12 protein-coding genes are annotated in these 13,279 nt (G+C 73.3%); all 12 read right to left on the bottom strand.

The features are described from left to right. Positions 1-43 precede the first annotated feature (43 nt). The gene (locus tag ACFT55_RS14000; RefSeq protein WP_380244446.1) at positions 44-1,324 is read right to left on the bottom strand and encodes an ABC transporter substrate-binding protein; all 1,281 of its coding nucleotides are present in this window, start codon (positions 1,322-1,324) and stop codon (positions 44-46) included. 70 nt (positions 1,325-1,394) lie between these two features. After that, the gene (locus tag ACFT55_RS13995; protein WP_380244445.1) at positions 1,395-2,222 is read right to left on the bottom strand and encodes a carbohydrate ABC transporter permease; all 828 of its coding nucleotides are present in this window, start codon (positions 2,220-2,222) and stop codon (positions 1,395-1,397) included. A gap of 4 nt (positions 2,223-2,226) precedes the next feature. Further along, a complete protein-coding gene (locus ACFT55_RS13990; RefSeq protein ID WP_380244444.1) occupies positions 2,227-3,216 on the bottom strand; it encodes a carbohydrate ABC transporter permease in 990 nt (329 codons plus the stop codon). Further along, positions 3,213-4,274 carry a LacI family DNA-binding transcriptional regulator gene (locus ACFT55_RS13985; protein ID WP_380244443.1) on the bottom strand — a complete coding sequence of 354 codons (1,062 nt, stop codon included), beginning with the start codon at positions 4,272-4,274 and terminating at the stop codon, positions 3,213-3,215. Before ACFT55_RS13985 ends, ACFT55_RS13990 begins: the two co-directional genes overlap by 4 nt. A gap of 191 nt (positions 4,275-4,465) precedes the next feature. After that, entirely contained in the window at positions 4,466-4,906 is a 441-nt protein-coding gene (locus tag ACFT55_RS13980) for an HIT family protein (RefSeq protein WP_380244442.1), read from the bottom strand. A 42-nt stretch (positions 4,907-4,948) separates the two neighbouring features. After that, entirely contained in the window at positions 4,949-5,908 is a 960-nt protein-coding gene (locus ACFT55_RS13975; RefSeq protein WP_380244441.1) for an alpha/beta hydrolase, read from the bottom strand. A gap of 113 nt (positions 5,909-6,021) precedes the next feature. Then, positions 6,022-7,140: a DUF4432 family protein gene (locus ACFT55_RS13970; protein WP_380244440.1), complete on the bottom strand. Its 1,119-nt coding sequence runs from the start codon at positions 7,138-7,140 to the stop codon at positions 6,022-6,024. Continuing rightward, entirely contained in the window at positions 7,137-9,257 is a 2,121-nt protein-coding gene (locus ACFT55_RS13965; RefSeq protein ID WP_380244439.1) for a hypothetical protein, read from the bottom strand. The genes ACFT55_RS13970 and ACFT55_RS13965 overlap by 4 nt, the downstream gene beginning before the upstream one ends. Positions 9,258-9,334: 77 nt before the next feature. Continuing rightward, positions 9,335-10,612, bottom strand: coding sequence for an enolase C-terminal domain-like protein (locus ACFT55_RS13960; protein ID WP_380244438.1), 1,278 nt, complete (start codon positions 10,610-10,612; stop codon positions 9,335-9,337). Beyond that, positions 10,609-11,436: an SDR family NAD(P)-dependent oxidoreductase gene (locus ACFT55_RS13955; protein ID WP_380244437.1), complete on the bottom strand. Its 828-nt coding sequence runs from the start codon at positions 11,434-11,436 to the stop codon at positions 10,609-10,611. Before ACFT55_RS13955 ends, ACFT55_RS13960 begins: the two co-directional genes overlap by 4 nt. A gap of 43 nt (positions 11,437-11,479) precedes the next feature. Then, on the bottom strand, positions 11,480-12,307 hold the full coding sequence (locus ACFT55_RS13950; RefSeq protein WP_380244436.1) for a carbohydrate ABC transporter permease: 828 nt from the start codon (positions 12,305-12,307) through the stop codon (positions 11,480-11,482). Then, on the bottom strand, positions 12,307-13,233 hold the full coding sequence (locus ACFT55_RS13945; protein ID WP_380244435.1) for a carbohydrate ABC transporter permease: 927 nt from the start codon (positions 13,231-13,233) through the stop codon (positions 12,307-12,309). Before ACFT55_RS13945 ends, ACFT55_RS13950 begins: the two co-directional genes overlap by 1 nt. Positions 13,234-13,279 lie beyond the last annotated feature (46 nt).

Below are 13,279 nucleotides of genomic sequence, written 5' to 3'. Positions count from 1 at the left end.
GGGGGGGGGGGGGGGGGGGGGGGGGCGCGCCCCCCCCACGGCGTCACTTCGTGATCTCGTCCCACCCGTCGGTGAGCTGCGACGAGAGCTCGTCGGCGTCGGTCTCCTGCGCCAGGTAGCGCTGGTAGGCCGGCGTGGCCACGGTGTCCTTCCACTGCGCGTACGCGTCCACGAACAGGTACGGCGCGGAGACGAAGTGCTGGCCCGAGGCGAGGATGGTGCTCCACCCGTTCTTGTCGCCGAGCTTGTCGCTCATGAGCTGCTGCGCCGACGTGGTCGCCGGGATGAGCGCGTCCGCCTCGTTGAGCGCGGCCAGGTTGTCCGGCTCGGTGAAGAACTCGATGAACTCGGCCGACTCCTCGACGTGCTCGGAGTCCACGTTCACCGACAGCGTCTGCGGGTTCGCGGCCTGGCCGGCACCTTCCGGGCCGGCGAGCGGCGGCAGCACCACCCAGTCGAGGTCCTTCGGCGCGTCCTTCGCGATGTTCGCGGCCTGGTAGGAGCCCTGCACCGTCATCGCCGTCTGCCCGGCGTAGAACGACGCGATCGCCTCGGAACCCGACTGGGTCAGGGTGACCGGGAGGATCGACTTGTCCTGGTGCGCCATCGCGTCCACCAGCTCGGGCAGGGCCATCTCGCCGTCGCCGACGGTGATCGTGGCGTCGGTGCCCGTCCCGGTGAAGTACTGGCCGCCGAAGCCCGGAGCCATCGTCATGAACGCGGCGGTCGGGCTCGACAGGCCCCAGCCGAGACCGTAGGTCTTGCCCTGGGTGGTCGCCTTGGCGATCTCGCGCAGCTGGTCCCACGTCATGGTGTCGCCGGTCGGGATCTCGACTCCCGCGTCCTCGAGGAGCTTCTTGTTCGCGAAGACCATGTACGACTGCAGCTCGGTCGGGTAGGCCACGACCTGGTCGTCGACCGTCACCGAGGACAGCACCCCCTCGGGGATGTCGGCCTTGCGCTCGTCGGACATGTAGTCCGACAGGTCCGCGAGGTAGCCGTCGCGCGCGAACGGCACGATGCTCGCGGCCTCGTAGTGGATGATGTCGGGCGCGGCGCCGCCGTTGAACTGGGTGATCAGCTTGTCGTAGACGCCGTCCCAGCCGGCCGGGACGATCTCGACCTGCACGTCGGGGTGCTCGCCGTTCCACTCGTCGACGATCTTCTCCGTCGCCGCGATGGCCGCAGGCTGGTCGGAGAGGGACTGGAACTTCAGCGTCACGGGTCCGCCGTCCCCGTCGTCGCCGCCCCCGCCGCTGCACGAGGCGACGAGCAGGGCGGTGACCGTGAGGCATGCGGCGGTGGACACTCCACGAGTCTTCATGGGTCTTCCTTTCGGGGTGGTCGGAGGTGCGGTGCGTGCGGTGCGTGCGAGGCGCCGGCCCGGGTGGGCGTCAGCCCTTGACGGCCCCGGCCATCAGGCCGCCGGTGAGCTTCTTCTGCATGATCGAGAAGAAGACGATGCTCGGGATGGCGGCGAGGAACGACCCTGCCGCGAGCGGGCCGAGCGCGACCTTGCCCTCGCCGCCGATGAACGACGTGAGCGTGATCGGCAGCGTGTAGTTCTCGGGCGACTGGAGCAGGACCAGGGCGAAGAAGAACTCGTTCCACGACGAGACGAAGCTGAACATCGCGGTGGCGACGATCCCCGGGGCCAGCAGCGGGAACACGATCCGGCGCAGCACGCTGAGCCTGCTCGCGCCGTCCATCGAGCCGGCCTCCTCGAGCTCGGTCGGGATGCCGGCCACGTAGCCCTGCAGCATCCACAGCGCGAAGGGCAGCGTGTACGTGGTGTGCACCAGCGTCAGGCCCACGAGGCTGTCCGTGAGGTTCATCGTCCGCAGGATGAGGAAGAGCGGCAGGATGATGAGGATCACCGGGAAGACCTGGCTCACCAGGATCCATCCCACCCCCGCCACGCGGATCGCGCCCTTGAGCCGGGCGAGCACGTAGGCCGCGGGCATCGCGATGAGGATCACGAGCGCGGTCGAGGCGAGCGCCACGACCGCGCTGTTCGCGGCCGAGTGCACCAGGCCCTGCCGGGCGAGCGCCTGGGCGTAGTTCTCCCAGTGCCACTGCGCCGGCAGCAGGCTCACGGTGAGCGAGTTGAGCTCGGCGGACGACTTCACGGACGCCGAGATCAGCCACAGCAGCGGGAAGCCGAGGAAGACGATGTAGCCGGCCAGCGCCACGTACTGGGCGGGGCGGACGAGTGCGCGCATCGGCTCAGCCCTTCTTCTGGACGCGGTCGTCGCGGAACTGCGACCGCAGGTAGACGGCGAGGAGCAGGACGACGACCACGACGAGGACGACGCCCATCGCGGCGGCGTACCCGATGTTCCGGTTCTTGAACGCCTCGAGGTAGGTGAAGAGCATCGGGAGCATCGTGCGGCCGCCCGGCCCGCCCTCGGTCAGGACGTAGACCAGCGAGAACGAGTTGAAGTTCCAGATGAAGTTCAGCGACGTGATCGACGCGACGATCGGCCGCAGGCTCGGCCAGGTGACGGCGGTGAACCGGCGCCAGGCGCCCGCCCCGTCCATCGACGCGGCCTCGTGCAGCTCGTCCGGGATCTGCTGCAGGCCGGCGAGCAGGGTCACCGTGGTCTGCGGCATCCCGACCCACACGCCGACCACGATCACCGCGGGCAGGGCGGTGGAGAAGTCCGCCAGCCAGTTGATGTCGTCCGGCAGCCCGATCGCCCCGAGGAACGCGTTGAGCGGCCCCGCGTTCGGCGAGTAGATCATCTTCCACATGATGGCCACGACGACCGGCGGCATCGCCCACGGGATCAGCGCCAGGACGCGGGTGAGCCCCTGGAGCCGGAGGCCGGAGTTCAGCAGCTGGGCGAGGCCGAGCGCGAGGACGAGCTGCAGCAGCGTCACCGACACCGCCCAGATCATCCCGATGCGGAACGAGTCCCAGAAGAAGGAGTTGTCGGCGAGCCGGACGAAGTTGTCGACGCCCACGAACTGGTAGTCCGGGTGGCGGACCAGGCGGGCGTCCGTGAACGCCAGCGCGATCCCCATCACCAGGGGCGCGACGCTGAGCACGAGGATCGGCAGCAGCGACGGCATCACCAGGGCGATCGCCTCGCGACGGCGGCCGCGTTCCAGGCCGCCGCGGCGGCGGACGGCAGGTACGGGACGGCCGGTGCGGTCGGAGCCGCGGCTCGTCCCACCGGTCCGTGAGGTGCCGGGCGTGGTCGGGGCGGTCATCGCGCGCTCCCCTCGGTCGGGTCGGCAGGGGTCGTGACGTCGGCGGCACCGCCCGTGGAGCCGCGCACCAGGAGACGCGGACCGATCACGACGTGCCGGGCGGTCGCACCGTCGTCCTCGAGGCGGGCGAGCACGGCACGGGCCGCGGCGGCGCCGCGCTCCGCGGAGCCGAGCGAGACGCTCGTCAGGCTGGGCTCGTAGACCCGGCCGAGCTCCGTGTCGTCCATGCCGGTCACCGCGACGTCGCCGGGGACGGTCAGCCCGGCCTCGCGCGCCGCGCGGACCGCGCCGATGGCGAGCAGGTCGTTGGCGGCGACCACGGCGTCCAGCCGCGAGCCGTCGGGCGCCGGCGCCAGGAGGGTGCGCGCGGCGCGCAGCCCGGCGGCGACGGTGAAGTCGTCCGCGACCTGCACGGCGACCCGCTCGGCGGGGAAGCCGTCCACCCGGGTGGCGGCGTCGAAGCCGCGCTGCCGGGCGAGGCCGGGAGTGGTGTCGAGCGGACCGTTGAGGAAGCCGATCCGGCGGCGGCCGGAGTCCACCAGGTGGCCGACCGCGAGGCCGATGCCGCCGGCGGAGTCGGTCGAGACGGAGTCGCCGTCGGCGTCGAGCGCGCGGCCGATCACGACCACGGGCACCGGCGCCTGCCGGATCTCGTCCGCGAGGGCGTCGTCGGCACGCAGCGGGCTGATCACCAGGGCGTCGACGAACCCGCCGCCGAGGCTGCGCACCAGGTCGGCGGTGGCCCCGGCCGAGTCCCCCGTGGACATGACGACCACGCGGTAGCCGTGCGGCGCGAGCACCTCGTGGATCGCCGTGAGCATCTCGACGTAGACGGGGTTCCCGATGTCCGCGACGGCGAACGCGACCTGGAAGGTCTTGCGCATCCGCAGGGACCGGCCCGTGACGTCCGGGCTGTACCCCAGCTCGTCGGCGGCGGCGCGGACGCGCTCCACCATGGCCGGGCTGGCCCCGGTCCCGTGCAGGGCCCGCGACGTCGACGCGAGGGAGACCCCGGCATGCCGGGCCACCTCGATCAACGTGGCGCGTGATGACGTCACTGTCGCTCCACCTTCAACGTCGACGGCGTTTGGAAACGTTTCCAGAACGATTCCCACAGCAGCGTTGGAAACGTTTCCGGATGCCGTCACTCTGGCACCCCGCGCCGACCGGTGTCAAGGCGCCCGTACCTCGGCAAGCGCAGCGCGGCGCGCCGCGGCGCGGCGGATCGTCGTCGTCGCCCGCGTCCCGGTCAGCCGAGCCCGGCGCGCAGGCGCTGCGCGTACTCCCGTCGCCGTGGCGCCGGCAGCCACTCGGGTTCCGGCAGGGTGCGGTAGAGCTCGTCCCCGGCGTAGCGCGGGAAGAGGTGCTGGTGGAAGTGCCAGACGTCCTGGTCCCCGGCCGGCTCGTTGTGCTGCCGGGTCGAGACGCCGTCACAGTCGTAGACCGCGCGCATCACGCGGGCGAGCCGCTGTGTCACGTCGAACACGGCGTGGCCGTCGGCCGCGGGCAGGTCGTACAGGTTCTCGTGGTGGGCGACCGGGACGACGAGCAGGTGGCCCGGGTTGCGCGGCCACCAGCGTGGCGCCACGATCGCGAAGACCCGCTCGTCGCGGTAGACGACCTCGGCCTCCCGCTCGGCCGGCAGGTCGCAGAACGGGCAGTCGTAGCCCGGTGGTTCGTGGTCGTGCACGGTGTCCCCCTGGTGGTCGTCGCCCGGCTCGAGGCCAGGTTCTCAGGTCGGCGCGCGCCGCGCAGACAGCACCCGCGCGACGAACGCCCGTTCCTCGGCCTCCAGCTCGGCGTCCTCCGGGGCGTCGCCCCCGAAACCGCCGTGCGGCATGCCCTCGAACACGTGCAGCTCCGCGGGGACGCCTGCGGCTCGCAGCCGCCGGTGCATCCGCACGGTGTTGGACAGGAACAGGTCTCGGGTGCCCGACTGCAGGAACGTGGGCGGGAACCCCGACAGGTCGCCGAACAGGGGCGACAGGTACGGGTGCGCCAGGTCGGCGCCGGCCGCGTAGAGCGCGTTCACCTCCCGGAGGCTCGCGAGCGCCAGGTCGTGGGCGGCGTTCGTGACGAACGAGTCGCCCGACTCGGTGAGGTCCACCTCGGGCGTCAGCAGCACCAGGGCCGCCGGCATCGCCAGGCCCTCGTCGCGGGCACGCAGCAGCAGGGCCGCGGCCAGGTTCCCGCCCGCCGACCCTCCTGCGACGACGACCCGCCGCGGGTCACGCTCGTCGAGCAGGGCGCGGTAGACCGCGAGGACGTCGTCGAGCCCCGCCGGGTACGGGTGCTCCGGCGGCATGCGATAGTCCACGCCCCAGGTCACGAGACCCGTGGTCACGGCCGTCGACGCCGCGGACGCGCGGCACACCTCGCCCGCCCCGTACAGGAGCCCGCCGCCGTGCAGGTCCAGCACCACCGGCGCGTCCACGGCGTCGGCGTCGTCGGCGGCGGCCCCGTCGGGGACCTGGACGTAGGTGGGCACCCCGGCCACGCGGCGCTCCGTGGTCCGCACGGGCAGACCGTCGCGCACGACGACGGTACGGAACCACTCGTCCACCTCCGCCACGAGCCGCGACCAGCCCGCGCGGTCGTCCGGCGCCGGGTACGGGCGCGGCTCTGCCGGGCGCGCGGCGGCGAGCCCGGCGAGGTACCGCCGCGCCTCGGCGCTGACGCTGGTCGGCAGCACGGGCTGCACGGGCTGCACTGGCTGCACTGGCTGCACTGGCTGCACTGGCTGCACTGGCTGCACGGTGCCTCCCGGTACGGCCGCCGTCCCAGCCGGCGCGGCGTCCGACGTCGTCATGCCGCTCCCCCCGCGTCCGCACCGCGCACACCGACCTGCACACCGACCTGCACACCGATCCGCACGCCGCACTCCCAGGTCTCCCCCGGCGCCAGGACGGGCGCGCCGCCGTGCGGCAGGTCGCGCTCCGGCCCGACCAGCGGCGCGTTGGCCGGCTCGACACCGAGCACCCACGAGCCTGCGGCGGGCCACAGCCACGAGTACAGCCGCGGCATCGTCGCCGCACGCCACTCGACGACCACCTCCGCGCCGCCGTCGGAGCCGCTCCCCTGGTCCGGCGCCACCGGCAGCCCCGTCGGGCGCACCACCGCGCGGGCGCGCCCGTCGGTGGCCCGCACGGCCGGGTGCTCCGCCACGACGTACGACTCACCCGGGGCAGGGCAAGGGAACGTGACCGCGTCCCGCCCGGCCGGGAGAGGTCCGGCGGGCACCGCCGCTTCCGCGTCCGCCTCCAGGCGCGAGCCTTCCACCAGCACCGCCGCGCCGAGGTTCACGTGGTAGAGCAGCGGCACGCCCACGGGAGCCGCGCCGACGTTGCGGACCACGTCCCGCACCTCGACCCACGGCCGGCCGGTGGCCACGACGATCTCTCGCTCGACCACCACCCGCGCGCCGTACAGCGACGAGTGCGCGACGGAGCCCGCGACGTGGACCTCGATCTCGTCGCCACCGTCACCACCGTCACCAGCCCGGGCGCCCGCACCGGAACGCTCGCGCCACCACCGCACGTCGTGCGCCGGGGTCACGTGGTGCGTGCCGTGCTGGCCGGACGCGCCGCGCGGTGCGCCGATGTTGTCGGGGCCGCAGGTGGCGAGCAGGCCGCCGAGGAAACGGTCCTCCCAGTCGCGAACTGGGCCGGGGTCGCGGGGGTGCGGGGACCGCCAGGCGAGCGGGACGCCGGCCCACCACGCCGCGCCGAGGTCGAGCCCGCGGTCGGGCAGCACGTCGACCGCCAGCCCGCCGGCCACCCGCACCACCAGGGCCCGCTCTCCGCCGGCCGTGACCGCCTCGTCGACGGAGGCGAGGGCGTCCGGCAGGGCGGCTCGCCCGTCGTCGAGCAGCCGCCCCCACCCGGGGCGCGCACCAGGGTCCGTCCCCTCGCGGTGGTCCGTCATCGCTCGGTGACCTCGCCGCCCGCGACGTCGTAGGTCCGACCCTGGACGACGAGTCCCTCGAGCCGCGCCTGCGGGTCGAGGTCCGCGATGCAGCCCCCCGCGCTCACCGTGCCGTCGAGGGCGACGTCGACGCCGAACACCCCCGCGAGCACCAGCTCGCACCAGGCTCCTGCCGACGAGCAGGACCAGTCGATGATGTACGGCAGCTGCGGCGGCGTCTTGCGCGCACCGCCGCCGATCGGCTCCTCGGCCTCCTCGACGAAGTGCGCCTGCCCGGGCGGGCCCTGGTTGGCCGTCCGCGCCAGCCCGGGCAGCCACTCCAGGACCACCTCGGGGTGCCCGAGCGCGATCGCCGCGCGCGCGGAGTCGGCCGGCCACGCCGGGTACGCCCCGTTCCACTGGTGGTCGGCGCGCACGGACCAGCCGGCGTCGTCGTCCCACGGCGACAGGGCGCGCATCCACGACGGCGTGCGCAGCTCGCGGACGAAGAACTCGACCATCGCGTCCCGCTGCGCCGCCGGGACGTCGGCGGCGATGGTCGTCCCCACGGTGGCGAGGTCGTAGCAGTGCCGGGTCTCGACGAGGGAGCCGTCCGGCTGGCGCGCGTGGAAGAAGCCCTCCCCCGGCACGGCGAGCTCGAGCACCTTCGGCAGCAGGTCGGCCGCCTCGGCACGCAGCCGGGCGGCGTCCTCGTCCCGTCCCTGCAGGGCGCTGATCCCCGCGGCCGTGCGCAGGTTCCACACGTTGGCGGCGTTCAGGCTCGCCACCTCGTGCACGTACGAGCTCACGCACTCGAGCAGGTTGTCCACGTCGCCATAGTCGGCCAGCCCCGAGCCGGTCTGCGAGCGCAGGCGGTGCCACGCCGTCGCCCAGGCCCGGACCTCGTCGCCCATCGTCGAGGTGCGCCCGTCCGGCGTGGTCACCTCGGCGTCGAGCAGCCCGTGGTCGCCGTGCAGGCGCAGGTAGTCGTGCACCAGCCGCGTCATCGCGTAGTGGTTCACCGAGTACCAGTAGCCGACAGGGCCGCCCGTGAGCCACTCGGTGCCGAAGTGCTTCTCGATGTCGAGGCCCACCCAGTGCTCCACCTGGCGGCGCATCACGTGCGGGTCGAGCAGCGCGTGCACCATCGAGCTCAGGGAGTAGTCCCAGATGAACGTGGTCGTCTGCCAGTAGCGCGGCATGAGGGTGTCGTAGGTGCGCCCGAGGACGGACGCCGGGTTGTCGCGCCGGAACCACAGCACGCCGACCGCGCCCCACCAGTACAGCCGGCGCAGCGCGTCGTCGGTAGTCACCAGCCGCGGCAGGCAGCCGCCGAACTGGTCGTTCCCGGGCGTGAACAGCGCCTCGATCTCGGCGTCCCAGGTGCGGCGGGAGGCCTCGACCGCACCGGGGACGTCCGCGGCGACGCGGTCGAACGCCGCCACCGCCTCCTCGCGGGTGCGGGCGAGCGTGTGCACGAACGCGAGGCGCACCGTGCCGCGCGCCGGCACGTCCCGCACCACCTCGGCCACGCGCGCCGACGCGCCGTCGTCGACCGGGACGCCGCGCTCGTCGACGAGGCCCTGCACGCTGACCGCGGAGCCGTCCGCGGGCCGCCCGAGACGACGGGCGCCGTCGCGCTCCAGCGTGTTGCGCGCCTGCGGCGGGGCGCCCGCGAGCCACGGCTCGGCCGCGCAGGTCACCGTCGAGTCGAGCCACGCGCCGAGGCGCAGCTCGCGCGCCTCCCCCGTCGTCTCGGTGACCTCGACCTGCACGGCGACGCCCGGCTCGCCCGGCGGGCAGACGGTCACCGTGCGCACCTCCCAGCCGTCCACGAGGGTGCGCCGTTCGACGCGGTCGGGCCGCCAGCGCACGTCCACGGGGCGCCCGAACGACCGCACGAGCCGTCCGCCGAGGTACAGCTGGCCGCTGATGCTGTCACCCTGCGAGACCGGCGGGACGTTGAGCGAGCGCACCGCCAGCACGTCGTGGTCCACCTGCGCGGTGGCCCAGTGGTTGGTCAGGCCGGGCGGGTTGATCATGTCGTCGAACGTGTCCGTGACCAGGTCGGACGCCAGGTCCGCCACGGTCGGGACGACGGGGACCGTCGTCGTGGCGACGGCCGGGGTGCTGCTCATGGTGTGTCCTCGTGCCTCTCGGTGCGTCTCGTGGGTCTCGGTGCGTCTCGGTGCTGTCTGCGCGGGGTCGTGCGTGGTCAGTACGGCTCGTGCGCCAGCGCGGCCGGGCGCCCCGCGACCGACGGGTCGGCGAACTGCGTGCTCGGCAGCAGCGGGTACCAGTCGGGCCGGCCCGGGTCGCGGTCGTACGGGTACGGACCGAGCTCCCGATACAGCTCGGCGTACTGCGCCACCTTGTCCCGGTCCAGCTCCACGCCGAGGCCAGGGGTGTCCGGGACGGCGATGCGCCCGTCGTGGTAGGCGAGCTTGCCGCCCACGATCACGTCGTCGCGCAGGTGGTGGTAGTGGGCGTCGGCGGCGAACGCGAGGTTGGGCACCACGGCGCCCAGGTGCAGCATCGAGGCGAGCTGGATGCCGAGCTCGCCGGAGGAGTGCACCGCGACGCCCAGCTGGAACGTCTCCGCCACGCCGGCCGCCCGCACGCAGGGTCGGATGCCGCCCCAGAACGTGGTGTCCAGCAGGATCACGTCGACGGCGGGCTGCAGGACGTCGGCCGCGAGCTGCTCGAAGTTCACGACCACGGTGTTCGTGGCGAGCGGGATCCGCGTGTTCTCCCGCAGGCGGCGCATCCCGTTCAGGCCGTAGCAGAAGTCCTCGGCGTAGTCGTTGTCGAGGTCCTCGATGCGCCGGGCGAAGCGGATCGCCTCCTCCACGCTGAGGATGCCGTTGGGGTCGTACCGGAAACGGTCCCCCGGCAGGGAGGCGGCGAGCGCCCGGTAGGCCTCGAGCTCGTGCTCGGGGTCGAAGACGCCCCCCTTGAGCTTGTGCACGCGGAACCCGTGCTCGGCCTTGAGCCGGGCCGCCTCGGCGACGAGCTGGTCGGGGGTGCGCACCTCCCCGGTCCCGTCCGCCGAGGGGTAGCGGAAGAACAGGTACGACGCGAACTCGACCTCGTCGCGGACCGCACCGCCCAGCAGCGCGTGCACCGGCAGGCCGGTGTGCTTGCCGAGCAGGTCGAGGCAGGCGAACTCGATCGCGGCCACGAGCTGGGTCCGGTTGTTGTACAGGCTCGCCGTCGGGTTGGCGAGCATGAACCGCAGCGCCTCCGTGCGGGCGGGGTCGTGCCCGACGAGGTACGGCTTGAGCGCGGCGATGGCCGCCTCGGCGCTCTGCCCGCCGCCGCCCATCTCCCCGAGCCCGACCAGGCCGTCCGTCGTCTCCACCTCGACGATCGTGCGGACGAAGCGGCCCCAGTGCGCCCCGTTGGAGTGCCGCAGCGGGGCCTCGAGCGGGACGGTCACGGTGGTGGCGCGCACGTCCGCGATCCGCATCCCGCTGCCCTTGAGCGCGCTCATGCGTCGTCCTCGGGCAGCGCGGCGGCGAGGCGCGAGCTGAGCCCGCCGTCGACCTTGACGTCCGCGCCGGTCACGAAGGCGGCGCGGTCGGACAGCAGGAACTCCACCACCTCGGCGACCTCGCGCGGGGTGCCGACCCGGCCCAGCGGGTGCGCGCGCCCCCACTCGGCGACGACGTCCTCGGCCGGCCGGTCCCCGGCGAACAGGCCCGCGGCCCAGCGCAGCATCGGGGTGTCGATCGACCCGGGGCTGACGCTGTTGACACGGATGCCGTCCGCCGCGTGGTCGACCGCCATCGCTCGCGCGAGGCCCAGCAGCGCGGACTTGCTCGCCGTGTACGCGGCCACGCCGGTCTGGGTGGCGTAGGCCTGCGCCGAGGAGACGAGGACGACCGCGCCGCCGCCGTTCTCGCGCACCAGCGGCACCATGGTGCGGCAGGTGTGGAACGCGCCGCCGACGTTCACCCCCATCACCTCGTCGTAGGTGGCGGGGTCGGTCTCGTCCACGGCGCCGTAGCGCTGCACGCCCGCCGCACAGACGACGGCGTCGAGCGTGCCGTGCTCGGCTCGCACCTGGCGCGCCGCGTCGTCGAGCGCGTCGGGGCGCGAGACGTCCGCCACGAGGCCGACGAAGCGCCCGGGGGCGGCGGCCAGGCGGGAGGCGGCGTCGTCGAGGGCCGTCGCGTCGCGGTCGACGCCGACGACGGTGGCACCGAGCTCGACCAGCAGGTCGGCGACGCCGCCGCCGATGCCGGCGGCCGCGCCCGTGACGAGCGCGGTGCGGCCGCTCCAGGGGGTGGTGGTCGGGGGGTTCAGGTCGGGCATGAGGTGCTCCAGGAGGGGCGCAGGTCGGGCACGGGGGGCAGGGTCAGTACTGGCCGAGCGCGAGGCCGCGCGTGAACGCGCGCTGGGCGAGGAGGAAGAGCAGGACGGTGGGGATCGAGACGATGAGGCCGCCCGCCAGGACGGTCGGCATCGTCGAGCCGCCGTACGTGCTCTGCAGCGCGGACAGCGCCGTCATCACCGGCCGGGTCTCGGCAGACTGCGTGAGGGTGAGGCCCAGCAGCAGGTCGTTCCAGATGAGCGTGGCCTGCAGGATGAAGATCGCCACGAGCGCGGGCACGGCCATCGGCAGGTAGATGCGCCAGAAGATCCGCCAGGTGGAGGCCCCGTCCATCACGGCGGCCTCGAAGACGTGGTGCGCGACCCCGGCGAAGAAGTTCCGCATCACGAACGCGGCGAACGGCACGGAGATCACGGTGTACACGAGGATCATGCCGGTGCGGGTGTCGTACAGCCCCGTCTCGACGTACCCGAGGAAGAGCGGCATCAGCAGCATCTGCATGGGGAAGACGGTCGAGGCGAAGATCACGACGAACCACACGAACCCGTGCCGCAGGTGCAGCGCGACGATGGCGAACCCGGCAGCCGCGCCGATCACCACGGCGATCAGGGGCGCGACGACGGCGTAGAGCGCGGTCGAGGCGATGCCGGCGGAGATGTCGCCCCGCGTCCAGGCGGCGGTGGCGTTCTCCCACAGGCCGCCGAGCCCGGCGGGGCTCCACACCGACAGCACGCCGTACTGGTCGTTCGTCTTCGCGGCGTTGACGATCATGAGGTAGACGGGCGCGAGCCACACGAGGCCCAGCACCACGAGGACGGTCTTGCGGACGCGGTCCGCGATCGTGGCACGCATCATGACTCCCGGGCGCCGGACAGCTGCCGGCGCAGGTAGAGGACCGACGCGGCGACGGTGATCACGGTGAGGAACACCGCGACGGCGGCGCCCAGCCCGTAGTCGTTCTCGACGAACGTGTCCTTGTACATGGTCAGGGCGAGGGTCTCGGACGAGACCCCGGGGCCGCCCTTGGTCATCGCCCAGATGATGTCGAACTGCTTCAGCGAGCCGACGATGGCGAGCCCCACGACGACGGTCGTCAACGGGGTGAGCATCGGCCACGTCATCGTGCGGAACAGCGTCCAGCCGGACGCGCCGTCGACCCGGGCGGCCTCCATCGGCTCCTTGGGGATGGACTGCAGCCCGATGGTGAACAGCAGGGCGTTCACCCCGGCGCCCTGCCACGTGGCGGCGCCGATCATGACGAACGTGTTCAGCGGGGCGTCGAGCAGCCACCGCGGGGGGTCGGTCACGCCGAACAGGGCGAGCGCCTCGTCGAGCGCACCCCCGGTCTGCAGCACGAACGTCCAGATGACGCCGACCGCGACACCGGAGATCGCGTACGGCAGCAGGAACGGCAGCCGGTACCAGAAGGAGCCCTTGAGCCCGTACGCGAGGACCGCGATGAGCAGGCCCAGCCCGACGGGCAGGACCAGCGTCCCGGCCACCCAGAACAGGGTGTTGCGCAGCGAGTTGAGGAACCCGGCGTCGGTGAACATCTCCTGGTACTTCGCGAGGCCCACGAGCTCGGGGTCGCCGAGCCCGTTGTACTCCGTGAGGCTCAGGTAGGACGTCCAGACGAACGGCAGGTACAGCAGCAGCGCCACGATCAGCACAGCCGGCAGGGCGAAGCCGCGGGCGGACCAGCGGTACGGGGCCCGCGCCCGGCGGACCGGGCGGGTGGTGCTCGTCGGCGGCCGCGGCGGTGCGGCGGTGGCGGTCATGGGAGGTCTCTCCTTCCGGCGCCGCCCGGGGCACGTGGCCCCCGGC

The organism is Isoptericola sp. NPDC057191 (genome assembly GCF_042670225.1).
Taxonomy (GTDB): Bacteria; Actinomycetota; Actinomycetes; order Actinomycetales; family Cellulomonadaceae; genus Isoptericola.
Note: the sequence above shows the minus strand (reverse complement) of the source record. Positions and strands in the feature narration are given on the sequence as shown.

Bases quoted from the DNA above. Each gene is read 5' to 3' on its own strand.
- ACFT55_RS14000 (WP_380244446.1), bottom strand. From the start codon at position 1,324: ATGAAGACTCGTGGAGTGTCCACCGCCGCATGCCTCACGGTCACCGCC.
- ACFT55_RS13995 (WP_380244445.1), bottom strand. From the start codon at position 2,222: ATGCGCGCACTCGTCCGCCCCGCCCAGTACGTGGCGCTGGCCGGCTAC.
- ACFT55_RS13990 (WP_380244444.1), bottom strand. From the start codon at position 3,216: ATGACCGCCCCGACCACGCCCGGCACCTCACGGACCGGTGGGACGAGC.
- ACFT55_RS13970 (WP_380244440.1), bottom strand. From the start codon at position 7,140: ATGACGGACCACCGCGAGGGGACGGACCCTGGTGCGCGCCCCGGGTGG.
- ACFT55_RS13965 (WP_380244439.1), bottom strand. From the start codon at position 9,257: ATGAGCAGCACCCCGGCCGTCGCCACGACGACGGTCCCCGTCGTCCCG.
- ACFT55_RS13960 (WP_380244438.1), bottom strand. From the start codon at position 10,612: ATGAGCGCGCTCAAGGGCAGCGGGATGCGGATCGCGGACGTGCGCGCC.
- ACFT55_RS13955 (WP_380244437.1), bottom strand. From the start codon at position 11,436: ATGCCCGACCTGAACCCCCCGACCACCACCCCCTGGAGCGGCCGCACC.
- ACFT55_RS13950 (WP_380244436.1), bottom strand. From the start codon at position 12,307: ATGCGTGCCACGATCGCGGACCGCGTCCGCAAGACCGTCCTCGTGGTG.
- ACFT55_RS13945 (WP_380244435.1), bottom strand. From the start codon at position 13,233: ATGACCGCCACCGCCGCACCGCCGCGGCCGCCGACGAGCACCACCCGC.